Origin of the sequence: [Borrelia] tanukii (assembly GCF_030439725.2) — a bacterium.
GTDB lineage: Bacteria > Spirochaetota > Spirochaetia > Borreliales > Borreliaceae > Borreliella > Borreliella tanukii.
Genome location: NZ_CP124034.1, coordinates 434,049 through 458,288, shown reverse-complemented (window position 1 = coordinate 458,288; position 24,240 = coordinate 434,049). Strand labels below are relative to the sequence as shown.

Annotated in this window: 13 protein-coding genes, 2 tRNA genes and 5 rRNA genes; 14 read left to right on the top strand and 6 right to left on the bottom strand. The window is 33.3% G+C overall.

What is annotated here, in order from left to right:
* Positions 1–160 precede the first annotated feature (160 nt).
* On the bottom strand, positions 161–1,618 hold the full coding sequence (gene dnaA, locus QIA27_RS02690) for a chromosomal replication initiator protein DnaA (protein WP_301403557.1): 1,458 nt from the start codon (positions 1,616–1,618) through the stop codon (positions 161–163).
* 184 nt (positions 1,619–1,802) lie between these two features.
* Here dnaA and gyrB point away from each other — a divergent pair, with 184 nt between their 5' ends.
* The 3 genes from gyrB to QIA27_RS02675 all read left to right on the top strand — a co-directional run bounded on the left by gyrB (position 1,803) and on the right by QIA27_RS02675 (position 7,052).
* Positions 1,803–3,707 carry a DNA topoisomerase (ATP-hydrolyzing) subunit B gene (gene gyrB, locus QIA27_RS02685; RefSeq protein ID WP_301386383.1) on the top strand — a complete coding sequence of 635 codons (1,905 nt, stop codon included), beginning with the start codon at positions 1,803–1,805 and terminating at the stop codon, positions 3,705–3,707.
* A gap of 11 nt (positions 3,708–3,718) precedes the next feature.
* Positions 3,719–6,151, top strand: a complete 2,433-nt coding sequence (gyrA, locus tag QIA27_RS02680; RefSeq protein ID WP_301386382.1) for a DNA topoisomerase (ATP-hydrolyzing) subunit A — start codon at positions 3,719–3,721, stop codon at positions 6,149–6,151.
* A 118-nt stretch (positions 6,152–6,269) separates the two neighbouring features.
* Positions 6,270–7,052 (top strand): ParB/RepB/Spo0J family partition protein, encoded by a 783-nt coding sequence (locus QIA27_RS02675; RefSeq protein WP_301403556.1) that lies wholly within the window; start codon positions 6,270–6,272, stop codon positions 7,050–7,052.
* A gap of 268 nt (positions 7,053–7,320) precedes the next feature.
* Here the strand turns inward: QIA27_RS02675 and QIA27_RS02670 are convergent, their stop codons facing one another.
* The 3 genes from QIA27_RS02670 to QIA27_RS02660 form a co-directional block, all read right to left on the bottom strand.
* A complete protein-coding gene (locus tag QIA27_RS02670) occupies positions 7,321–8,034 on the bottom strand; it encodes a hypothetical protein (RefSeq protein WP_301353730.1) in 714 nt (237 codons plus the stop codon).
* A gap of 2 nt (positions 8,035–8,036) precedes the next feature.
* Complete coding sequence (locus tag QIA27_RS02665; RefSeq protein WP_301386380.1) at positions 8,037–8,789, bottom strand: ParA family protein; 753 nt, start codon at positions 8,787–8,789, stop codon at positions 8,037–8,039.
* A gap of 106 nt (positions 8,790–8,895) precedes the next feature.
* Complete coding sequence (locus QIA27_RS02660) at positions 8,896–9,501, bottom strand: YigZ family protein (protein ID WP_301353728.1); 606 nt, start codon at positions 9,499–9,501, stop codon at positions 8,896–8,898.
* A 118-nt stretch (positions 9,502–9,619) separates the two neighbouring features.
* Here QIA27_RS02660 and QIA27_RS02655 point away from each other — a divergent pair, with 118 nt between their 5' ends.
* A complete protein-coding gene (locus tag QIA27_RS02655; protein WP_004789512.1) occupies positions 9,620–10,009 on the top strand; it encodes a DUF1893 domain-containing protein in 390 nt (129 codons plus the stop codon).
* Between the two features lie 28 nt (positions 10,010–10,037).
* Here the strand turns inward: QIA27_RS02655 and QIA27_RS02650 are convergent, their stop codons facing one another.
* Positions 10,038–10,355: a hypothetical protein gene (locus tag QIA27_RS02650; RefSeq protein WP_301353727.1), complete on the bottom strand. Its 318-nt coding sequence runs from the start codon at positions 10,353–10,355 to the stop codon at positions 10,038–10,040.
* A gap of 186 nt (positions 10,356–10,541) precedes the next feature.
* Here QIA27_RS02650 and rsmI point away from each other — a divergent pair, with 186 nt between their 5' ends.
* From rsmI to QIA27_RS02625, 5 genes are all read left to right on the top strand, one after another.
* Positions 10,542–11,237 carry a 16S rRNA (cytidine(1402)-2'-O)-methyltransferase gene (gene rsmI / locus QIA27_RS02645; protein ID WP_301353726.1) on the top strand — a complete coding sequence of 232 codons (696 nt, stop codon included), beginning with the start codon at positions 10,542–10,544 and terminating at the stop codon, positions 11,235–11,237.
* Between the two features lie 94 nt (positions 11,238–11,331).
* A complete protein-coding gene (locus QIA27_RS02640; RefSeq protein WP_183219178.1) occupies positions 11,332–11,880 on the top strand; it encodes a nucleoside 2-deoxyribosyltransferase in 549 nt (182 codons plus the stop codon).
* A 213-nt stretch (positions 11,881–12,093) separates the two neighbouring features.
* Positions 12,094–13,629: ribosomal RNA gene (locus tag QIA27_RS02635) — 16S ribosomal RNA — on the top strand.
* A 170-nt stretch (positions 13,630–13,799) separates the two neighbouring features.
* Positions 13,800–13,873: transfer RNA gene (locus tag QIA27_RS02630), tRNA-Ala, on the top strand.
* 153 nt (positions 13,874–14,026) lie between these two features.
* Positions 14,027–15,315 (top strand): 16S ribosomal RNA (locus tag QIA27_RS02625).
* A 248-nt stretch (positions 15,316–15,563) separates the two neighbouring features.
* Here QIA27_RS02625 and QIA27_RS02620 read toward each other — a convergent pair.
* Positions 15,564–15,637 (bottom strand) — tRNA-Ile (locus tag QIA27_RS02620).
* Between the two features lie 709 nt (positions 15,638–16,346).
* Between QIA27_RS02620 and QIA27_RS02615 the strand changes: the two genes are divergently transcribed.
* From QIA27_RS02615 to QIA27_RS02595, 5 genes are all read left to right on the top strand, one after another.
* Positions 16,347–16,907, top strand: a complete 561-nt coding sequence (locus tag QIA27_RS02615; RefSeq protein WP_301386378.1) for a DNA-3-methyladenine glycosylase — start codon at positions 16,347–16,349, stop codon at positions 16,905–16,907.
* 127 nt (positions 16,908–17,034) lie between these two features.
* Positions 17,035–17,877 carry a Cof-type HAD-IIB family hydrolase gene (locus QIA27_RS02610; RefSeq protein WP_301386377.1) on the top strand — a complete coding sequence of 281 codons (843 nt, stop codon included), beginning with the start codon at positions 17,035–17,037 and terminating at the stop codon, positions 17,875–17,877.
* 198 nt (positions 17,878–18,075) lie between these two features.
* Positions 18,076–21,004 (top strand): 23S ribosomal RNA (locus QIA27_RS02605).
* A 23-nt stretch (positions 21,005–21,027) separates the two neighbouring features.
* Positions 21,028–21,138: ribosomal RNA gene (gene rrf, locus QIA27_RS02600) — 5S ribosomal RNA — on the top strand.
* Positions 21,139–21,311: 173 nt separating this feature from the next.
* Positions 21,312–24,240 (top strand): 23S ribosomal RNA (locus tag QIA27_RS02595).

Sequence of the window (24,240 nt, the reverse complement as noted above, 5' to 3'; positions counted from 1 at the left end):
TAATAGTAATAGTAGTAAGCCTCTGTTTAATTGTTTAATTGTATTTAATGTCATGCAGTATAAAGAATTATCTTGTTAAATTGTAGGTTATTTTTTGTTGGATTTTTGATAAATTACTTGTTTTAATTGTTTAAAAGAATTTTTGATTTTTCAAATAGGTTTAATTTTTTTTTATTTTGTTCATAAGTTCTGTGATTAAATTGTTAATTTCTTTGTCATTATTTCTGTCTTTATCTATTTTATTTATCGAATAAAGCACTGTTGAATGGGTTTTCCCTCCAATAATTTTTCCAATTTCAACTGTTGATAGCTCTGTAAAATTCCTCAAAAGGTATGCATAAATATGCCTAGCTTTTGTTATCTCTGGTTTTTTACTATGCCCCTCAATGTCTTTATGTGCAATTTTTAGTTCTCTTAAGAGTATTTTTTTTATATTTTCGATATTGATTTTATTGCTTGGTTCGTTAGTTGTTTCTTTTTCGTAAATTATTATTTCTTTGATTATTTTTTCAACAATGTCAATGTCAATTTCTATATTGTCCAAATCTATATATGCTTTTAGTTTTGTCACAGCAGCTTCAAGGTCTCTTACATTTGTTGTAACTTTTTGGGCAACCAAATTGAGTATATTTTTAGGGACCTTTATGCCATCCTCTTCTGCTTTTTTTTCAATAATAGCTACTCTGAGTTCAAAATTGGGTTTTGATATATCAACATTTAGTCCTCTTGTGAATCTGCTTTTTAATCGATCTGTAAAATTTGTAAGTTCAGAAGGAGGTCGGTCACATGTGAATACCAATTGTTTATTGTCTTCATAAAGAGCATTAAATGTGTGAAAAAGCTCTTCTTGTATGCCTTCTTTTTTTTGTAAGTCGTGAATGTCGTCTATAAGTAACATGTCTAAGTATCTATATTTTTTTTTAAATTTTTTTGTTTCATTTGTTTTTATGCTTTCTACAAATTCATTTAAAAAATTTTCAGCAGTAACGTATAATATCTTGAGGTTGTGATGCAATTCTTCTGTTTTATTCCCTATGCTTTGAAGCAAATGTGTTTTTCCAAGTCCAACTCCGCCGTAAATTAAACACGGATTATATTTTTTCCCTGGATTTTTTGAGATTGATAAGCTGGCGTTGTATGCAAGTTTATTATTTGGTCCTATAATAAAATTTTCAAATGTATATCTTTTTTTGAGAAATGGGTTTTTAAAATTTGTAGGTCCTTCTTCTTTTTTGATATACATTTTTATACGATCTTTAATGCTTTGAATTGGTTCTTTAGAGAGTGTGTTTCCTTTGAGCTTGTCTAACTTTGGAAAAGTTTCGTTAAAGGTTGTTTTTTCGTTTTCTTGTTTGCTAGAATAGGTTTTAGGTGGTTGATCTGTAAATACAATGACTGTGTTATTGTAGCCATTTTTTATAAGAATTTCTTTAATTTTTTTTGTAAATCTTTTTTCTATTTGATTTTTGTGAAATAAATTTGGAGTAGATATTTGAATATTGTCACCTATTGATTCTAAAAAGCACAAATTTTCAAACCAAACATAAAATTCTTCTTCCGAGAGTTCTTTTTTTATTTCTGTTAAAATCAAGCTCCATATATTTTTTGATTTTTCCATTTTTTGTCCTTGTTGGTTTTAGTACTATACTTTTAACATTATATAGTATAATGTTAAATTAGGATTCTATTTAAATTGTTTGTGAATTTTTAAAAATTTTTGGTACTTTGTATGTAGTAGATATTATTTTTTTAAATGTAGAATTTATCTATGTCTAGATTTTGATTAAATGAATGGAAGGTTTATGAATTATGTTGCTAGTAACATTCAGGTCTTAAAAGGACTTGAGGCTGTTAGGAAAAGGCCTGGCATGTATATAGGCTCTGTTTCTGTTAATGGGCTGCACCATTTGGTTTATGAGGTGGTTGATAATAGTATCGATGAGGCTTTGGCTGGGTTTTGTGATAAAATAGATGTTATTATCAATTTAGATAATACTATAACTGTAATTGATAATGGGAGGGGAATTCCTACTGATATTCATGAAGAAGAGGGAATTAGTGCTCTTGAGCTTGTTTTAACTAAACTACATTCTGGTGGTAAGTTTAACAAAGGCACTTATAAAGTTTCTGGAGGGTTGCATGGTGTTGGAATTTCAGTTGTAAATGCCTTGTCTTCGTTTTTAGAGGTTTCTATTAATAGAGATGGAAAAATTTTTAGGCAAACCTTTTCAAAAGGTATTCCAACTTCTAAAGTAGAAGTTGTGGGAGAATCTTCTATTACGGGAACTAAGGTTACTTTTTTAGCAGATTCTGAAATTTTTGAAACTTTAGATTATAACTTTGATGTTCTTGAAAAAAGGCTTAAAGAGCTTGCTTTTTTAAACGATAGAATATGCATTTCAATTGAAGATAAAAGATTTGGCAGAGAAAAATCTTCGAAATTTTGTTTTGAAGGTGGAATAAAATCTTTTGTAGATTATTTAACTAATGATAGTAAAGCTTTTCAATCAGAACCTTATTATATTGATGGTTTTATTAGTGATGTTATTGTTAATGTGGGTCTTAAGTGGACTGAAAGTTATTCTGACAATATTCTTTCTTTTGTTAATAATATTAATACAAGAGAAGGGGGAACCCATGTTATGGGCTTTAGAAGTGGCCTTACTAAGGCTATGAATGAAGCTTTTAAAAATTCAAAAATAAGTAAAAAAGATATCCCAAATCTTACAGGAGATGATTTTAAAGAGGGGCTTACAGCTGTTATTTCTGTCAAAGTTCCAGAACCTCAATTTGAAGGCCAAACAAAGAGTAAGCTTGGTAATTCAGAGATAAAAAAAATAGTTGAGATTATTGTATATGAGCATTTATTGGAAATTATTAATTTAAATCCTTTAGAGATAGACAATATTCTTGGAAAAGCAATAAAAGCTGCTCGTGCTCGTGAAGCTGCAAGAAAAGCAAGAGAATCAGAAAGAAAAAAAAATGCATTTGAAAGCTTGGCATTGCCTGGGAAATTGGCTGATTGTGCTTCTAAAAATCCCCTGGAAAGAGAGCTTTATATTGTAGAGGGTGATTCTGCCGGAGGAAGTGCTAAAATGGGTAGGAATAGATTTTTTCAGGCCATTTTGCCATTATGGGGGAAAATGCTTAATGTTGAAAAAACAAGAGAAGATAAGGTAATTACCAATGATAAGCTTATTCCTATAATTGCATCTCTTGGTGCGGGAGTTGGCAAAACTTTTGATATTACAAAACTTCGTTACCACAAGGTCATTATTATGGCAGATGCTGATGTTGATGGATCTCATATTAGAACTTTGCTTTTAGCTTTTTTCTTTAGATATATGAGAGATTTAATTGAAAATGGCTACATATATATAGCAATGCCCCCTCTTTATAAAATAAAGTATGACAATCGTATTTATTATTTTTATGACGAGAAAGAAAAAGAAAAATTCTTAGATTCTATTGAAACTAAGAATCGCAATAGTATTTTTCTTCAAAGATATAAAGGGCTTGGGGAGATGAATCCAACTCAGCTTTGGGAAACTACTATGGATCCTGCGAGAAGAAAAATGAGATTGATGAATATAGATGATGCTGTTGAGGCTGAAAAAATTTTTGTTACTCTTATGGGAGATTTAGTTGAGCCTAGAAAAGAATTTATTGAACAGAATGCACTTAATGTAATTAATCTTGATGTGTAATTGGAGTGTTGATGGCAGTTGGAGAAGATAAAGAACAAATATTAAATATTAAGATAGAAGATGAAATAAAAACTTCTTATTTGAATTATGCAATGTCAGTTATTGTTTCCAGAGCTCTTCCAGATGTAAGAGATGGTCTTAAGCCAGTTCATAGGAGAATACTTTATTCCATGTATGAAATGGGACTTAGATCTGATAAAGCTTTTAAAAAAGCTGGAAGAATAGTAGGTGATGTTCTTGGGAAATATCATCCTCATGGAGATCAATCAATTTATGATGCTCTTGTAAGGCTTGCTCAAGATTTTTCACTTAGATATCCTGTAATACGTGGACAGGGAAATTTTGGATCTATTGATGGAGATCCGCCTGCTGCTATGCGATATACTGAAGCTAAAATGGAAAGAATAACAGAATATATTGTTAAGGATATAGACAAAGAAACTGTTAATTTTAAGCCTAATTATGACGATTCTTTAACTGAGCCTGAGATTATGCCCTCATCATTTCCATTTCTTTTGGTAAATGGCTCTAGTGGAATTGCTGTTGGAATGGCTACTAATATGGCACCTCACAATTTAAGAGAAATTTGTGATGCTATTGTTTATATGTTGGATAATGAGAATGCTTCTATGTTTGATTTGCTTAAGATAGTTAAAGGTCCTGATTTTCCAACTTTTGGAGAGATTGTTTACAATGATAATTTAATTAAAGCATACAAAACTGGCAAGGGAAGTGTTGTTATTAGGGCAAAATATCATATTGAAGAAAGAACAGAAGATAGAAATGCTATAATTGTTACAGAAATACCTTATACAGTAAATAAATCTGCACTTCTTATGAAAGTTGCGTTTTTGGCAAAAGAAGAAAAGCTAGAAGGACTTTTAGATATAAGAGATGAGTCTGATCGAGAAGGCATTAGAATCGTTCTTGAAGTTAAAAGAGGGTTTGATCCCCATGTTATTATGAATTTGCTTTATGAATATACTGAATTTAAAAAGCATTTTAGTATAAATAATTTGGCCCTTGTTGATGGTATTCCCAAACAGTTGAATTTGGAAGAATTATTATTTGAATTTATTAAGCATAGAAAAAATATTATCGAAAGACGTATTGAATTTGACTTGAGGAAGGCAAAAGAGAAGGCACATGTTCTTGAGGGATTGAATATTGCTTTAAATAATATAGATGAGGTTATTAAGATTATTAAATCATCTAAATTGGCAAAAGATGCAAAGGAAAGACTTGTTGCAAATTTTGGCCTTTCAGAGATTCAGGCTAATTCAGTTCTTGATATGAAATTGCAAAAACTTACAGCTCTTGAGATTTTTAAGCTTGAAGAGGAGCTTAATGTGCTTTTAAGCTTAATAAAAGATTATGAAGATATTCTCTTGAATCCAGTAAGGATTATTAATATTATAAGAGAAGAAACTATAAATTTAGGTTTGAAATTTGGCGATGAACGTCGAACTAAAATAATTTATGATGAGGAGGTTTTAAAAACTAGTATGTCGGATTTAATTCAAAAAGAAAATATTGTTGTTATGCTTACAAAGAAAGGTTTCCTTAAAAGACTTTCACAAAATGAGTATAAATTGCAAGGCACGGGAGGAAAAGGTCTCAGTTCTTTTGATCTTAATGATGGAGATGAGATTGTTATTGCTTTGTGTGTTAATACTCATGATTATTTGTTTATGATTTCAAATGAAGGAAAGCTTTATTTAATCAATGCTTATGAAATAAAAGATTCTTCAAGAGCTTCAAAGGGGCAAAATATTAATGAGCTTATTAATTTGGGAGATCGGGAAGAAATCTTGACTATTAAGAATAGTAAAGATTTTACTGAGGATGCCTATTTATTGCTTACAACTGCAAGTGGAAAGATAGCTAGATTTGAATCTACGGATTTTAAAACAGTAAAGTCACGAGGTGTTATTGTTATTAAACTTAATGATAAAGATTTTGTTACAAGTGCAGAGATTGTTTTTAAAGATGAAAAAGTAATTTGTCTTTCTAAAAAGGGTAGTGCATTTATATTTAATTCAAGAGATGTTAGGCTTACTAATAGAGGTACCCAGGGTGTTTGTGGAATGAAATTAAAAGAAGGCGATTTGTTTGTTAAAGTTTTGGCAGTTAGAGAAAATCCTTATCTTTTGATTATTTCTGAGAATGGGTATGGAAAAAGATTAAGCATTTCTAAAATATCTGAGCTTAAAAGAGGAGCCACTGGTTATACTAGTTATAAAAAGTCTGATAAAAAAGCGGGTAGTGTTGTTGATGCTATAGCAGTTTCAGAGAATGATGAAATCTTGCTTGTAAGTAAACGTTCAAAAGCTTTAAGAACAGTAGCTGGAAAAGTATCTGAACAAGGCAAAGATGCTAGAGGAATTCAAGTATTATTTTTAGATAATGATAGCTTGATTTCTGTTTCAAAATTTATTAAATGAAGAATTGGTTTTTCTTATTTAAGAATGTTCCACGTGGAGCATTCTTTTTTTTTATTCTTAAATTGTAATTCAATATTATAACCTGGTAAAATTTTGTGTTGTAGGAGGTTCTGATAATATGGATGGAGTTTTTAAAATGATAGATATTCAACTTTTAGATATTGATAATGATCAGCCAAGGAAATCTGTTAGTCTTGTTGAATTAGAAGAGTTAAGTATTTCGATAAAAGAAAATGGAATTTTGCAACCCATAATTGTTTGTAAAACAAATGAGAGATATAAAATAATAGTAGGAGAAAGAAGGTTTAGGGCTGCTAAACTTATCCAAATGACAAATATTCCTGTTATAGAAGTTGATATTAAAGAATCTTGTAGAGATTTTATGCCTTTGGTTGAGAATATTCAAAGAGAAAATTTTACGCCTGTTGAGGAAGCCTATGCCTATAAAAATGTAATGAATAAATATTCTTTAACTCAAAAAGATTTGTCTGAAAAAATTGGTAAAAGTAGAGCCTATATCTCAAATTTGGTTAGGATCTTAGATCTTGAGCAAGAAATATTAAATGCAGTTCATAGAAAAGAAATTTCTTTTGGGCATGCGAAAGTTATTTTATCATTAAAAGATAAGCAAGATAGGTATAATCTTTATTTAATGATACTTAAAAAAAATTTTTCTGTAAGAGATGCAGAAAAATATGTTAAAAATTTTTATAAATCTATAGTAAAAAAAAGTAAATTGGAACAAGATCCTTTTTTGAGCAATATAAAAGAATTTTTATTTGATAAAATTCAAACAAAAATAGATATTAAAGGGAATCAAGATAAAGGTAAAATAGAAATAGAGTATTTTACAGCGGGTGATTTAAGAAGGATTGTTTCCTTTTTTGGCCATATTGGCTAAATTGTTTTTATAATTTAAAGATTGTAAAATAACTTTTCTTAATTTTATAAGAATTTTTGTTTTTAGGTATTTGTTACAATACGTAAATTTTTTAAGCTTGTTTTAAAATTATTTAGTTTTCATAAATAAATTTTAAGCTTTAAATGAAGGGTAAAGTTTATATTTTGTTATTTATAGTTAAATTTAAAAGTAAAAAAACAATCTAATATTTACAAAATGAACAATAAGAATATATGTAGTATTTATACTTATTAGTGTAGTTTTAAATTTAGATAGAATTATTTTTAATATATTTTATTTTTTTCTTTATTTCCAAAATAGAGCAAAAAAATAATTTTAAGTTTTCTTGGTTTAATTTATTAAATTCAATATTTTTAAATTCTTTTATATTTTTTAATATGAAATCCAATGTTTCTTTTATATCTTTTTCATATTTTTTATCTTTCTTAAGCAATGATTTGTCTGCGCCCTTTAAATCAAAACTTTTTTTATAAACAATTTTAAATTCTTTTAAAGAATTTATTTTGCCATTTAGAACTTCGGTTTTTAAAATAGAGGGGCAAGATTTTTTAGATATTTCATATGATAATGATAATGGCAATTTTTCTATAGTGAGTTGCTTGTCGGAATTTTCGATAAGCAGATTATATCTTGATATTAAAGCGTAAACCTTATCTTTTTTAAATCCCATGCTTTTGAACCATTGATAAAAAAGTCCGTTATATTGATTATTTCCTTTTAATTTATCTTGAGTTTCTTTAAGTATTTTCCCAATTTTTGTATAAGTATTATTAAAGATATTGAAAATTTCATACTGCTTTGTTTTTAAAAAATCAGCAAGATCTTTATCTAGCTTTGTGTAGTCAAAATTTTTTCTTTCAATTGAAATAATTTCTTTTTTTTCGACATTTTCTAAATTGTTTGAAGATGTTTCTAATTTTTTCCCCATTAGAAACATTAAAGTTTCTAGATTATCAGACATAGTTATTCCTTAATTTTGTTTATTATCTCTTTTGAGAGCTCTAAGAAGTCTTTTGCAGCATTACTTTCTTTGTCATATTCATATACAGGCATTTTTGCTTCTTGAGATTTTGAAATAGTTATATTTTTTCTTATTTTTGTATTTAAAAGCTTTTCTTTAAAAACTTTTTTTAACGAGCTTACATATTTTTCTTTGCTTTTGTTTCTTATATCGTATTTGTTTATGAAAACACCAGTAATTTCTAAATTTTTATTTATTTGCTTTACGGTATTTATTGTGTCTATTAGTTGATTTATACCCTCAAATGCAAAAAATTCTGTTTCGATTGGTATTAGCAAGTAATTGCTTGCAATAAGAGCATTTATAGTTAATATTGAAAGTGTGGGAGGGCAATCGATAATAATAAAATCGTACTTATCTTTTTCATACAGCGTTAATGCATTTTTTAAAAAATTTTCTCTTGAAAGTTCATTTATCAATTCCTTTTCAAGTAAAGCTAATTTAATACTAGATGGAATTATGTCTAATTTAAAATGATTTAAAGGCTTGACCTTTATTTTTTTATTAATAAGTTCGTAACTTGAGTTTTCAGCTGTATGTTCTGAGGTGTTTGTGCCGCTAGTAGAGTTTCCTTGTGAATCAATATCTATTAGAAGAATTTTTTTATCAAGCAGAGTCATTGAATAAGAAACATTAATGGCGCTTGTGGTTTTTCCTACGCCTCCTTTTTGATTGATTACAGATATTATTTTCATATAAATTTTCTCTTTTTATTTGGTTTTATTTTTATATTTTAAAACATAAATGGTAAAAACAATAATACTTAGAGTAGTTTTTAAATATTTGAGCATTTCATGTATGTTATTCTTTATGAAACTTGAAAATTTCTTGAATTAAATCGTTTTTTGCAAAAAATTCCGATATTTTTTGTTTATTTTTTGTTTTAAATTTAATTGAAGTGTTTATTTTGTTTGAAAAGTTGGAATCTGTTATTTCTATTTCAAGCTTATTTTTCATTTTTAATAGTGAATTGTATTGGTTGTAATTTAACTTTAAGTTTAAAGTTTCTAATTCCTCTTTTTCTATTATAGACGCATTATTAATAACTTTTTTGGCAGACTTGTAATATGCTTTGATTAATCCTCCTCTACCAAGCAAAGTGCCTCCAAAATATCGCAATGTGATTATTAATGTATCAGTTAAATTATTATGAATTATGGCATCTAATGTAGGTTTTCCGGCTGTTAAATTAGGCTCTCTGTCATCACTCATTCCATTTAGGAATGAATTTTTGTTGCCAATTCTAAATCCATAAACCACATGTGTAGCATTTTTAAATTTTATTTTGTATTTTTTAATAGTTTTATTTATATCTTCTTTTTTTTCAATATTAAAAATATATGAAACGAAGATAGATTTTTTTATTTCAATTTTAGAATTATTATTGTTTTTTGGCACGAATATCATATAGCATAAGTATACTATCTTTTTAGATATTGCAGTATTTATTGTTTATGTATATTATTAATATTGTTTATTTTTATTATTAGTTATTATAAAGCATGGTCAAGAAAAGGGGTTTTTAATGATATCAGGCTTGAATCCAACATTAAGGTTGTTTAAAGATCATAAAATACTTTATTCTAATATGGAAAGAGGATTGAAACCTCTTTTAGAAGTAGATAATTTTATCAATAAGTATATTCAGAATAAAGAAGGGCTTGAGATTTATGATAAAGTTGTGGGCAAGGCAGCTGCTATTATTATTTATAATATAGGGCTTCAAAATGTTCAAGCTGGGGTTGTTTCTCAACCCGCAAAGGATTTTTTAGAAAGTAGAGGAATAAAAGTAGCTTATAAAAAATTAGTGGAAAAAATAAATGATAGGGCAGAAAACTTGATTGAAAGCTTAGAAAATCCCGAAGAGGTTTATAAGTATATGATTAAAAGGGGTATTATAGTTAATAATTTGTAAATTATTGGAATAATTAAACTATGTTTTACTAGCTATGTGACTTTGAGTATACGGTGATAATTAGGGCTATATTATATATCAATATTATTAAATTTCCCCAATTTAGGTAAAAATTATTTTTATCGTAGTTAAAGATCCAAATTCCAGCATAAACACCTAAAAATCCTCCTATGGAAGATGTAAACATAATTAAATTAGGTTCAATTGTATGTTGATTAATTTTGTTTTGATTCTCTTTAATATCGGGCTGTTCGGTAAATTTGCTGTCAATGAAAATCATAGCAAAACCTGCAAGAGTAATGCATAGAAAATAAATTATAAATATTTTTCTAATTAATGCAAACATAAATTTTCCCTTTCTTTTAACTTTTTAATCACTAATACTTAATGATATAACTAAATGTAATACAAAAGCAAGTATTTTTATAGGCATATGAAATATGGTCTATAGCGTATTTTTGCGTTTGGCAAATAAAAGATTTTAGATTTTTATCATTAAGAAAGATGCTTTTAATATATTTATTTTTGGTTTTTGGAGGAATTAAAAGAAGTTATGTTGTATATTGTTGGTACGCCAATAGGCAATTTAGAAGATATTACTTATAGGGCAGTTGATGTTTTAAAATCGGTAAATGTTATCTTTGCAGAAGATACGAGAGTTACTAGCAAACTTTTGTCGCGATATAAAATTAATAAAAAAATGATTTCTTGTAATGCCGTAACAGAAAATAAGAAGATAAGTTTATTATTGGATTTTTTGTCAAAAGGAGATTCAGTTGCTTTTGTTAGTGATGCTGGCACTCCAGGTCTTAGTGATCCCGGTAGTCTGTTAGTTGCTGCTGCTTTTAGAGAAGGATACAAAGTTTGTCCAATTCCTGGAGCAAGCTCTTTTAATGCTATTGTAAGCGTTAATCCTTTTAGAGATAAGTCTGTGCTTTTTGAGGGATTTTTGCCCAACAAGGGCCTTAAAAGATTTAAAAGAATTGCCGAGTTGTATAAAAGAGGCGATGCATTTGTGTTGCTTGAATCTAGTCACAGACTTTTGAAATTGCTTGTTGAAATTTCTTCTGTTAGTTTAGATGCTAAGATTCTTGTTGGTCGAGAGATGACAAAAATTTACGAAGAATATCAAATTGGTAAGCCTTTGGAATTAAAAAATTATTTTGAATCGAGTAAGGAGAAGATTAAAGGAGAATTTACTATTTTAGTCAGCAGAAGTCGTTCATAATAAATTTTTTCTATTTAGATATCAAAACTTTATTTGTTGTTGATTTTATTCGATTGATTTATTATGTTATAATTGAATTTTAATAGGGGTTTTTATGAAAATTTATTTAGCTTCTCCATTTTTTAACGAAGAGCAAATTAAACTAAGGGATGAGGTTTTAAAATTTCTTGAAGAGTTTAATTTAGATGTATTTTCTCCAGAGCATCATGCTGTAAAAAAGATGGGGTTGCTTGAAAAGGTTGATTATAAGTTTGCAAATGGAGACATAAGAGAAAAAATAAGAGAAATAGATTTAAAAGAGTTAGTTAGCAGCGATATTGTTTTAGCTTTGGTTAATTATGTTGATGCAGGCACGGCTTATGAGAGAGGATTTGCCTTTGCTAAAAAAATACCAAGTATAGATTTTTTCAAAGATAAACAAGATTCTGATTTTTATAATTTAATGTATAGTGATTGTAATGCGTCTTTTTCTAATTACAAGGATCTTAAAGAAGGAATTTTAACCTTTAAAGAACTGTGGATTAAATTTAAAGGAGATAATGAAAATTTTAGGACTTTCTTTGATTATTTAAAAGCTAAATTAGGAAATAAATTGAAAAAAATTCTTACAACTTTACCTGTTAATGAAAAATGTGGTTGTTAATGCTTTTATCAGGGTTGATTAATAAAATTTATTTTTTTTATGTTTTGTGTTAATAAAATAATGAAAAAGTATTGACAATATGATTCTACTTTTGTTAAAGTATTAAAGGTTGAAATGATTATTGGAAGATGAGAGAAGGGAAGAGTTAAGTAAGGTTGAAAGCCAAGCAAAAGAATAAACAAAACTTGTTAATTTTTTAAATAAAAAATAAGAATAACGAAGAGTTTGATCCTGGCTTAGAACTAACGCTGGCAGTGCGTCTTAAGCATGCAAGTCAAACGGGATGTAGCAATACATCTAGTGGCGAACGGGTGAGTAACGCGTGGATGATCTACCTATGAGATGGGGATAACTACTAGAAATAGTAGCTAATACCGAATAAAGTCAATTAATTTGTTAATTGATGAAAGGAAGCCTTTAAAGCTTCGCTTGTAGATGAGTCTGCGTCTTATTAGCTAGTTGGTGGGGTAAATGCCTACCAAGGCAATGATAAGTAACCGGCCTGAGAGGGTGAACGGTCACACTGGAACTGAGATACGGTCCAGACTCCTACGGGAGGCAGCAGCTAAGAATCTTCCGCAATGGGCGAAAGCCTGACGGAGCGACACTGCGTGAATGAAGAAGGTCGAAAGATTGTAAAATTCTTTTATAAATGAGGAATAAGCTTTGTAGGAAATGACAAAGTGATGACGTTAATTTATGAATAAGCCCCGGCTAATTACGTGCCAGCAGCCGCGGTAATACGTAAGGGGCGAGCGTTGTTCGGGATTATTGGGCGTAAAGGGTGAGTAGGCGGATATATAAGTCTATGCATAAAATACCACAGCTCAACTGTGGAGCTATGTTGGAAACTATATGTCTAGAGTCTGATAGAGGAAGTTAGAATTCCTGGTGTAAGGGTGGAATCTGTTGATATCAGGAAGAATACCGGAGGCGAAGGCGAACTTCTGGGTCAAGACTGACGCTGAGTCACGAAAGCGTAGGGAGCAAACAGGATTAGATACCCTGGTAGTCTACGCTGTAAACGATGCACACTTGGTGTTAACTAAAAGTTAGTACCGAAGCTAACGTGTTAAGTGTGCCGCCTGGGGAGTATGCTCGCAAGAGTGAAACTCAAAGGAATTGACGGGGGCCCGCACAAGCGGTGGAGCATGTGGTTTAATTCGATGATACGCGAGGAACCTTACCAGGGCTTGACATATATAGGATATAGTTAGAGATAATTATTCCCCGTTTGGGGTCTATATACAGGTGCTGCATGGTTGTCGTCAGCTCGTGCTGTGAGGTGTTGGGTTAAGTCCCGCAACGAGCGCAACCCTTGTTATCTGTTACCAGCATGTAATGGTGGGGACTCAGATAAGACTGCCGGTGATAAGTCGGAGGAAGGTGAGGATGACGTCAAATCATCATGGCCCTTATGTCCTGGGCTACACACGTGCTACAATGGCCTGTACAAAGCGAAGCGAAACAGTGATGTGAAGCAAAACGCATAAAGCAGGTCTCAGTCCGGATTGAAGTCTGAAACTCGACTTCATGAAGTTGGAATCGCTAGTAATCGTATATCAGAATGATACGGTGAATACGTTCTCGGGCCTTGTACACACCGCCCGTCACACCACCCGAGTTGAGGATACCCGAAGCTATTATTCTAACCCGCAAGGGAGGAAGGTATTTAAGGTATGTTTAGTGAGGGGGGTGAAGTCGTAACAAGGTAGCCGTACTGGAAAGTGCGGCTGGATCACCTCCTTTCTAAGAGAAAGGTAAATTAAGGCTAATTCCATTAACTCTTCCCTACTCTTTTCTTTTTATAAAAGAGTTTTTGAAACCAGGTTTATATCTATAAACTTAAGGGGAGTTTTTTTATGTGGTTTTTATTGACAATGTTAAAAAACTTTATTAAGTTTAGATTTAGATTGATTGGGGGTTTAGCTCAGTTGGCTAGAGCATCGGCTTTGCAAGCCGAGGGTCAAGGGTTCGAGTCCCTTAACCTCCATCTATTAGTCATATTCTTGAGATTAAGCAGGTTATTAAAGTTAAAATAATTATTGAAAGATGAGATGGGAAAAACTTTATAAGTAAGGCTAAAAGCTAAGCAAAGCTTGTTAGGTTTTTAGATAAAATATAATTAACGATAAGGCACTCAAGTCAAACGAAATGTATCAATTTATTTAGATGCTAACCTGTTAGTATCCATCATATGGAAGTAGCTACTGTTTCTAGTAGCTAATATGAATAAGTACAATTAGATTTGTTAATTGATAAAAGAAGCTTGCGTTCTATTAGTTAGTTGGTGGAACAAATATCTTCCAAGATGATGATAAGTAGCCGGTTTAAGAAGGCGAACGGTTGTACTGGAGCTGAGATACGGTTCAGATTTCTACTAGAAGCAGCATCTAAAAATTTTCTGCAATGGGTAAAATTTTAACGGATCGACACTGCGTGAGTAAAGAAGGGCAGAAGATTGTAAAATTCTTTTATAAATTAGGAATAATCTTCGGCTAATTATATGTTAGCGGCCTTAGTAATAAGTAGGGATAAGTTCTGATCAGTGGAATGTAGGGCATGAATAGACAAATATATAAGTTTATGTAAAATATCACAGCTCAACTTTGGCGCTATGTTGGATATTATATATCTAGAGCCCGATAGAGTAAGTTAGCATTTATAGCGTAAGGTGTAATTCATTGATATCAGGAAGAATATCAGATGTGAAGGTGGAAGCTTCCGGTCAAGACTAGTACCGATGAATCATGAAAGTGTGGTGACAAAACGGTATGAGATATTTCGGTGTCTGTGTTGCAAACGATGCACACTTGGTGCTAATTAAAGGTTAATTTCGAAGTTATCGTGTTAAGTGTGTCGTCTGTGTGCTGGGTGTATGTGGATTAATTCGATTGTACACGAGGAATCTTGCCAGAGTTTTGACGTATATAGGATATAGCCGGAGAAAATTATTTCTCGTTTGATTCTGTATGAAGGTGCTAAATGGTTATCGTGAACTTTTATGGATTAAGCCTTGTAACGGTCACGACCTTTATTATTTGTTATCAACATATGATAAAGGTGAAAAATCAGATAAGATTGCTGTTGATAAGTTAGAGGAAGTTGGGGGAGAGTGTCAAATCATTGTGGCTTTTATATCCTGGGCTACAAGGGTGTTTTCGCGAAGCGAAACAGCGGTGTGAAGCAGAATGCCATAAAATAAGTTTTAGTGCGAATTGAAGTCGTTAGTAATTATGTATCAAAATGATACTGTGAGTATGTTATAGGCCTTTTATACGCCACTGCTAGTCCCATATCCGAGTTGAAGAGATGTACGGGGGCTATTATTCTAGTAGTCCGTAAGAAAAAGACACCCAAGACGTGTTTAGTGGGGCAGGTGAGGTCTTAGCAAGGCGATTTTTTACTAGAAGGTGTGACTAGACCACGCGCTCTCTAAGGGAAAGATGAATTAAGATTAATTTTATTGACTTTTTTGTATTTTTATTTTGATGAAAAAGTTTTGAAGCCAAAGTAAGTTTTTAGTTTAAACTTTAGGAAAAAATAGATCTTTAGCGAATGTTTGGTGTTATACAGCTTTATATTAAATTAAGATTTGTTAATAGTAACTTCAAATTTTTGAGGTGAAAGGTTTTTATATTATCAAATATGTATTTTAAAAATGAGAGCGCATTATAATACATTGGGACCAGGATGAGTTGAACATCCGACCTCAGGTTTATCAGACCTGCGCTCTAACCACCTGAGCTATGATCCCTTAAACATACCAATTCTTTACAAATTTTATTTAAATCTTTTGACTTTGTCAATATCTCTTATATCTTTTCAAGATGTAAGAGATATTGCATATAGTTTATATTTTTTATATATTATCAATGCTTACTATTTTATATAAGTGTTTTATAAGATTTGTTAATTTTATTTTTCCTTGTTTAAAAAATTATTGTAGTGGATGTCAATTTTTTGATATTAAAATTGCAGTATTTATTATGGACTTGTTGTGAGCAAGTCATAAAAATTTTTAAAATTATAGCATTATTTCTTTGCTTAATTTTCTCAAAAAAGTTAAATAAAGAAATAATGCTATTTTTGTTTTGTAGGCTTTTAGAATTATTTTAAGGATTTTTTAAAAAGGTAAAAATATTTTTTTTGAGGTGTAATAAGTTTTTTATAAAATACTTTTTATTTTTACCGTTTAGATATTTTAGATCCGTATTTTCATATAAACTTATTTAAGCCGACATATAGGCGGTTCTAAAATATATGATTTTGTGTAGTTTTAAATTTTTTTGATTAAAAAGCAAAAAAATTTATTAACTAGCCAAGAATTTTATTTAAATATGTATTTATTGGGTGATTGAACCATTTTGGTTTTTATTTTTATTGTGGGTAACATTTTCTTGTATTTTACATGTATGTTTTGGTAATAATTTTTTTATTACTTATCTTGTTTTAAAATTGATTTTATGGATCGATATTTTTTTATGCAAGATGCTACTACTGTTGCAAAGTTATTGCTTGGTAATTTATTGATCAGGAAGATTAATAAAAAGGAAATAGTTGTCAAAATTGTTGAAACGGAAGCTTATATGGGAATAACAGATAGTGCTTGTCATTCTTATAGTGGTAAGAGGACAAATCGCACAAGTGCTATGTATAGCATAGGAGGCTATTCTTATGTGTATATAATATATGGCATGCACTATATGTTTAACATTGTGACTGCGGATAAAAATAATCCCCAAGCCGTTTTAATTAGAAGCGTAGAACCTATTTCTCCATTGCTGGGAGAGAAAAGCATTCTTACTAATGGTCCTGGTAAACTTACAAAATTTTTAAACATTGATTTAACTTTTAATAAAGTTGATCTTATTGGGAATGATGAGCTTTTTTTACAAAGAGGTTTAAATTTAGATTTTAGTATAATTTGTTCAAAAAGAATAAATATTGATTATGCACAAGAGTGTGATATAAACAAGCCTTGGAGATTTTATATTAAAGATAATAAATTTGTTTCAAGACGTTGATTTTCGTTTAAATAAAGTTTAAAAAATCAAGAAATATATTATTAAATTCGATTTATTTTATGCTTTAACAACAATTTATTGAGAATAAATTATTTGTGATATTATATCTTACAAGAGAGATTGGTATATGAATTCTAATTATAAAAGATATAAAATGTTGGTTTTTGACCTTGATGGCACTTTGTTGAACAATAGTCATGAGATTAGTTTTTTAACTCTTAAGGTTCTTTTGACTTTGGAGAAAGATTTTAAAATAATTATTGCAACCGGTAGAAGGTTGAGTGAGGTTAGAAATATCAGGAATCAATTAAAAAAAAATAATATTAATGAGAATTATCTTGTAACGGCGAATGGAGCCGAAGTGTTTTTGCAAGAAAATTTAATTTTTAGACATGCAATGAATTATGGTTTAGTGAAAGAAATTCTCAAGATACATACAGGCAATGCTGATGTTAATCTTTATACTTTTGATACTTGGTATTCTAATTCAGATGTTAAGAGTCCTATTATGAAACATTTTATTAGGGATTTAGGTTTAAATGCTATCATTAAAGACTTGACTGAATTAGACGTTGATTCTGTTTCTAAGATTGTTTATTATTGTGACGATTTATCAACTCTTAATAAACTTAACAATGATATTAGGAGTAAAGATTTTCAAGACATAAGGGTATTTTTTTCTTCTAGGGATTTATTAGAGGTTACTAATATTAATGCTGATAAATATAATGCTATTAAAAATATTGCTTTTCTTGAAAGCGTTCCATTGTGTGATGTTATAGCTTTTGGAGACAATAATAATGATTATGAGATGCTCAAAAATCTTGGCAAAGGGGTTTTAATGAAAAATGCCAATGAATTTCTTAAAATTAATTTAACAAATAATGAAATAACAAAATTTAGTAATAATGAGGATGGTGTTGCTAGGTTTTTAATTGATTTTTTTGAGCTTGACATTAAATATGAATAATTTATATTTTAATTTTTAATGTATCTGCTTTTTTAGTAAAATCTTTTATTTAAAATATAAATTTTTTACTTATAATATGTTTTTGTAAATTTATTTATTAAAATATTGAGATAAGTATTGACATGGATTGAACAAAGATATATATTATTCTATGTTGCATAAACAAATTGGCAAAATAGAGACGGAAGATAAAAATATGGTCAAAGTAATAAGAGTCTATGGTGAATGCCTAGGAGCTTTAAGGCGAAGAAGGTCGTGGTAAGCTGCGAAAAGCTTGGGGGAGAAGCAAACATTTATTGATCCCAAGATTACCGAATGGAGTAATCCAGCTAGCAAGATGCTAGCTATCTATTATCTAAATAATAGAGGCGATACCAGGGGAAGTGAACCATCTAAGTACCCTGAGGAAAAGAAATCAAAGAGATTCCCTTAGTAGTGGCGAGCGAAAGGGGAGTAGCCCAAACTTTAAATGTGTCAAGTTGCAGAGCGTTGCATTTATAGGGTTGTAGGACGTTTAGGCTTAGTCTGTGATAAGCAAAAAAGTTACAAAATATTTATATAGAAGAATAATCTGGAAAGTTTAACCAAAGAAGGTGATAGTCCTGTAATTTAAATGTAAATATCTTTTTAAAATGTTCCTGAGTAGGACGAGGCACGAGAAACCTTGTTTGAAGCTGGGGAGACCACTCTCCAAGGCTAAATACTAAAAAGCTACCGATAGAGAAGAGTACCGTGAGGGAAAGGTGAAAAGAACCCCGGGAGGGGAGTGAAATAGAACTGAAACCGTAGACTTACAAGCAGTCAAAGCCGTGATTTATTACGGTGATGGCGTGCCTTTTGCATAATGAACCTGCGAGTTATCATGTCTAGCAAGGTTAAAGCATAGAAGTGCTGGAGCCGAAGCGAAAGCGAGTCTTAAAAGGGCGATTTAGTTAGATGTGGTAGACCCGAAGCCGAGTGATCTATTTATGGCCAGGCTGAAGCTTGGGTAAAACCAAGTGGAGGGCCGAACTCTAGTCTGTTTAAAAAGGCAGGGATGAGCTGTGAATAGGAGTGAAAGGCTAAACAAACTCGGAGATAGCTGGTTCTCCCCGAAATGGATTTAAGTTCAGCCTTATTTTAGTTTAATAGAGGTAGAGCACTAATTGAGCTAGGGCCTGTCAAAGGGTACCAAACTCAGTTAAACTCCGAATGCTATTAAATGATGAATAGGAGTGAGACTATGGGCGATAAGGTTCATAGTCGAGAGGGAAACAACCCAGACCAACAGCTAAGGTCTCAAAAATGTGTTAAGTGGAAAAGGAGGTTTAGGTACGTAAACAGCCAGGAGGTTGGCTTAGAAGCAGCCATACCTTTAAAGAGTGCGTAATAGCTCACTGGTCGAGTACTTAAGCGCCAATAATGTAACGGGGCTAAACACATTACCGAAGCTTTGGATCTTAACGAAAGTTAAGATGGTAGGGGAGCGTTCTGTAAGCCAGAGAAGTTAAGCTGGAAAGCTTGATGGAGGTATCAGAAGTGAGAATGCAGGTATGAGTAACGAAAAAATGGGTGAGATCCCCATTCGCCGAAAACCTAAGGTTTCCTGGGTAAAGGTCGTCTTCCCAGGGTTAGTCGGCCCCTAAGGCAAAGCTGAAAAGTGTAGTCGATGGGAAACGGGTTAATATTCCCGTACCTCTTATAGTTTCGATGGAGTGACGCATGAGGTTAACTACTGCTAGGCGATGGTTGTCCTAGTTTAAGCATTAAGGTGATGATCTTAATAGGAAAATCCGTTAAGAGAGCTAAGATGTGATGATGAGTGTTATTTAGGTAACATGAAACGTAGGTAGTCAAGGTGCCAAGAAACAACTTCTAAGGTTAGGCTATAAGGGACCGTACCGCAAACCGACACAGGTAGGTGGGATGAAAATTCTAAGGCGCGCGAGAGAATCCACGTTAAGGAACTCTGCAAAATACGTACGTAACTTCGGGATAAGTACGACCTAAGCAATTAGGTAGCATAAAAATGGTCCAAACGACTGTTTACCAAAAACACAGGTCTCTGCAAATCTGTAAAGAGAAGTATAGGGACTGACACCTGCCCGGTGCTGGAAGGTTAAGAGGAGATGTTAGATTAGTCGAAGCATTGAATTTAAGCCCCAGTAAACGGCGGCCGTAACTATAACGGTCCTAAGGTAGCGAAATTCCTTGTCGGGTAAGTTCCGACCCGCACGAATGGTGTAACGATTTGGACGCTGTCTCAACGTGGAGCTCGGTGAAATTGAAGTATCGGTGAAGATGCCGATTACTTGTGGTTAGACGGAAAGACCCCGTGAACCTTTACTATAGCTTGGTATTGAGATTTGATTAAATATGTGTAGGATAGGTGGGAGACTTTGAAGCTATCTCGTTAGGGATGGTGGAGTCGATCTTGAAATACCACCCTTGTTTAATTAGGTTTCTAACTTATAGAAATATGAGGAGAGTGCCAGGTGGGTAGTTTGACTGGGGCGGTCGCCTCCTAAAGAGTAACGGAGGTGCGCAAAGGTTACCTTAGAGTGGTTGGAAATCACTCTGTAAGTGTAAAGGCATAAGGTAGCTTAACTGTAAGACTGACAAGTCGAACAGATACGAAAGTAGGTCTTAGTGATCTGGCGGTGGCAAGTGGAAGCGCCGTCACTTAACGAATAAAAGGTACTCCGGGGATAACAGGCTTATCCTTCCCAAGAGTTCACATCGACGGAAGGGTTTGGCACCTCGATGTCGGCTCATCGCATCCTAGGGCTGGAGCAGGTCCTAAGGGTATGGCTGTTCGCCATTTAAAGCGGTACGCGAGCTGGGTTCAGAACGTCGTGAGACAGTTTGGTCCCTATCTGCCACAAGCGTTGGATATTTGAGAGGAGCTATCTTTAGTACGAGAGGACCGAGATGGACGAACCTCTAGTGTACCAGTTATCCTGCCAAGGGTAAGTGCTGGGTAGCTACGTTCGGATAGGATAACCGCTGAAAGCATCTAAGTGGGAAGCCTTCCTCAAGATGAGATATCCTTTAAGGGTCCTGGAAGAATACCAGGTTGATAGGTTAGAAGTGTAAGTATAGTAATATATTAAGCTGACTAATACTAATTACCCGTGTCTTTGGCCATATTTTTGTCTTCCTTATAAAAACCCTGGTGGTTAAAGAAAAGAGGAAACACCTGTTATCATTCCGAACACAGAAGTTAAGCTCTTATTCGCTGATGGTACTGCGAGTTCGCGGGAGAGTAAGTTATTGCCAGGGTTTTTATTTTGTACTTTAAATATTGAGTTCAATTTTTAAATGTTCATATTTTTGAATGCTTTATTCAAATAATGTAAAAAATAAAATAGATATTGACATGGATTGAACAAAGATATATATTATTCTATGTTGCATAAACAAATTGGCAAAATAGAGACGGAAGATAAAAATATGGTCAAAGTAATAAGAGTCTATGGTGAATGCCTAGGAGCTTTAAGGCGAAGAAGGTCGTGGTAAGCTGCGAAAAGCTTGGGGGAGAAGCAAACATTTATTGATCCCAAGATTACCGAATGGAGTAATCCAGCTAGCAAGATGCTAGCTATCTATTATCTAAATAATAGAGGCGATACCAGGGGAAGTGAACCATCTAAGTACCCTGAGGAAAAGAAATCAAAGAGATTCCCTTAGTAGTGGCGAGCGAAAGGGGAGTAGCCCAAACTTTAAATGTGTCAAGTTGCAGAGCGTTGCATTTATAGGGTTGTAGGACGTTTAGGCTTAGTCTGTGATAAGCAAAAAAGTTACAAAATATTTATATAGAAGAATAATCTGGAAAGTTTAACCAAAGAAGGTGATAGTCCTGTAATTTAAATGTAAATATCTTTTTAAAATGTTCCTGAGTAGGACGAGGCACGAGAAACCTTGTTTGAAGCTGGGGAGACCACTCTCCAAGGCTAAATACTAAAAAGCTACCGATAGAGAAGAGTACCGTGAGGGAAAGGTGAAAAGAACCCCGGGAGGGGAGTGAAATAGAACTGAAACCGTAGACTTACAAGCAGTCAAAGCCGTGATTTATTACGGTGATGGCGTGCCTTTTGCATAATGAACCTGCGAGTTATCATGTCTAGCAAGGTTAAGGCATAGAAGTGCTGGAGCCGAAGCGAAAGCGAGTCTTAAAAGGGCGATTTAGTTAGATGTGGTAGACCCGAAGCCGAGTGATCTATTTATGGCCAGGCTGAAGCTTGGGTAAAACCAAGTGGAGGGCCGAACTCTAGTCTGTTTAAAAAGGCAGGGATGAGCTGTGAATAGGAGTGAAAGGCTAAACAAACTCGGAGATAGCTGGTTCTCCCCGAAATGGATTTAAGTTCAGCCTTATTTTAGTTTAATAGAGGTAGAGCACTAATTGAGCTAGGGCCTGTCAAAGGGTACCAAACTCAGTTAAACTCCGAATGCTATTAAATGATGAATAGGAGTGAGACTATGGGCGATAAGGTTCATAGTCGAGAGGGAAACAACCCAGACCAACAGCTAAGGTCTCAAAAATGTGTTAAGTGGAAAAGGAGGTTTAGGTACGTAAACAGCCAGGAGGTTGGCTTAGAAGCAGCCATACCTTTAAAGAGTGCGTAATAGCTCACTGGTCGAGTACTTAAGCGCCAATAATGTAACGGGGCTAAACACATTACCGAAGCTTTGGATCTTAACGAAAGTTAAGATGGTAGGGGAGCGTTCTGTAAGCCAGAGAAGTTAAGCTGGAAAGCTTGATGGAGGTATCAGAAGTGAGAATGCAGGTATGAGTAACGAAAAAATGGGTGAGATCCCCATTCGCCGAAAACCTAAGGTTTCCTGGGTAAAGGTCGTCTTCCCAGGGTTAGTCGGCCCCTAAGGCAAAGCTGAAAAGTGTAGTCGATGGGAAACGGGTTAATATTCCCGTACCTCTTATAGTTTCGATGGAGTGACGCATGAGGTTAACTACTGCTAGGCGATGGTTGTCCTAGTTTAAGCATTAAGGCGATGATCTTGATAGGAAAATCCGTTAAGAGAGCTAAGATGTGATGATGAGTGTTATTTAGGTAACATGAAACGTAGGTAGTCAAGGTGCCAAGAAACAACTTCTAAGGTTAGGCTATAAGGGACCGTACCGCAAACCGACACAGGTAGGTGGGATGAAAATTCTAAGGCGCGCGAGAGAATCCACGTTAAGGAACTCTGCAAAATACGTACGTAACTTCGGGATAAGTACGACCTAAGCAATTAGGTAGCATAAAAATGGTCCAAACGACTGTTTACCAAAAACACAGGTCTCTGCAAATCTGTAAAGAGAAGTATAGGGACTGACACCTGCCCGGTGCTGGAAGGTTAAGAGGAGATGTTAGATTAGTCGAAGCATTGAATTTAAGCCCCAGTAAACGGCGGCCGTAACTATAACGGTCCTAAGGTAGCGAAATTCCTTGTCGGGTAAGTTCCGACCCGCACGAATGGTGTAACGATTTGGACGCTGTCTCAACGTGGAGCTCGGTGAAATTGAAGTATCGGTGAAGATGCCGATTACTTGTGGTTAGACGGAAAGACCCCGTGAACCTTTACTATAGCTTGGTATTGAGATTTGATTAAATATGTGTAGGATAGGTGGGAGACTTTGAGGCTATCTCGTTAGGGATGGTGGAGTCGATCTTGAAATACCACCCTTGTTTAATTAGGTTTCTAACTTATAGAAATATGAGGAGAGTGCCAGGTGGGTAGTTTGACTGGGGCGGTCGCCTCCTAAAGAGTAACGGAGGTGCGCAAAGGTTACCTTAGAGTGGTTGGAAATCACTCTGTAAGTGTAAAGGCATAAGGTAGCTTAACTGTAAGACTGACAAGTCGAACAGATACGAAAGTAGGTCTTAGTGATCTGGCGGTGGCAAGTGGAAGCGCCGTCACTTAACGAATAAAAGGTACTCCGGGGATAACAGGCTTATCCTTCCCAAGAGTTCACATCGACGGAAGGGTTTGGCACCTCGATGTCGGCTCATCGCATCCTAGGGCTGGAGCAGGTCCTAAGGGTATGGCTGTTCGCCATTTAAAGCGGTACGCGAGCTGGGTTCAGAACGTCGTGAGACAGTTTGGTCCCTATCTGCCACAAGCGTTGGATATTTGAGAGGAGCTATCTTTAGTACGAGAGGACCGAGATGGACGAACCTCTAGTGTACCAGTTATCCTGCCAAGGGTAAGTGCTGGGTAGCTACGTTCGGATAGGATAACCGCTGAAAGCATCTAAGTGGGAAGCCTTCCTCAAGATGAGATATCCTTTAAGGGTCCTGGAAGAATACCAGGTTGATAGGTTAGAAGTGTAAGTATAGTAATATATTAAGCTGACTAATACTAATTACCCGTGTCTTTGGCCAT

What these genes read in the sequence shown, in the direction of transcription:
- dnaA (WP_301403557.1), bottom strand. Translation starts at nt 1,618, where the DNA reads ATGGAAAAATCAAAAAATATATGGAGCTTGATTTTAACAGAAATAAAA.
- gyrB (WP_301386383.1), top strand. Translation starts at nt 1,803, where the DNA reads ATGAATTATGTTGCTAGTAACATTCAGGTCTTAAAAGGACTTGAGGCT.
- gyrA (WP_301386382.1), top strand. Translation starts at nt 3,719, where the DNA reads ATGGCAGTTGGAGAAGATAAAGAACAAATATTAAATATTAAGATAGAA.
- QIA27_RS02675 (WP_301403556.1), top strand. Translation starts at nt 6,270, where the DNA reads ATGGATGGAGTTTTTAAAATGATAGATATTCAACTTTTAGATATTGAT.
- QIA27_RS02670 (WP_301353730.1), bottom strand. Translation starts at nt 8,034, where the DNA reads ATGTCTGATAATCTAGAAACTTTAATGTTTCTAATGGGGAAAAAATTA.
- QIA27_RS02665 (WP_301386380.1), bottom strand. Translation starts at nt 8,789, where the DNA reads ATGAAAATAATATCTGTAATCAATCAAAAAGGAGGCGTAGGAAAAACC.
- QIA27_RS02660 (WP_301353728.1), bottom strand. Translation starts at nt 9,501, where the DNA reads ATGATATTCGTGCCAAAAAACAATAATAATTCTAAAATTGAAATAAAA.
- QIA27_RS02655 (WP_004789512.1), top strand. Translation starts at nt 9,620, where the DNA reads ATGATATCAGGCTTGAATCCAACATTAAGGTTGTTTAAAGATCATAAA.
- QIA27_RS02650 (WP_301353727.1), bottom strand. Translation starts at nt 10,355, where the DNA reads ATGTTTGCATTAATTAGAAAAATATTTATAATTTATTTTCTATGCATT.
- QIA27_RS02640 (WP_183219178.1), top strand. Translation starts at nt 11,332, where the DNA reads ATGAAAATTTATTTAGCTTCTCCATTTTTTAACGAAGAGCAAATTAAA.
- QIA27_RS02615 (WP_301386378.1), top strand. Translation starts at nt 16,347, where the DNA reads ATGGATCGATATTTTTTTATGCAAGATGCTACTACTGTTGCAAAGTTA.
- QIA27_RS02610 (WP_301386377.1), top strand. Translation starts at nt 17,035, where the DNA reads ATGAATTCTAATTATAAAAGATATAAAATGTTGGTTTTTGACCTTGAT.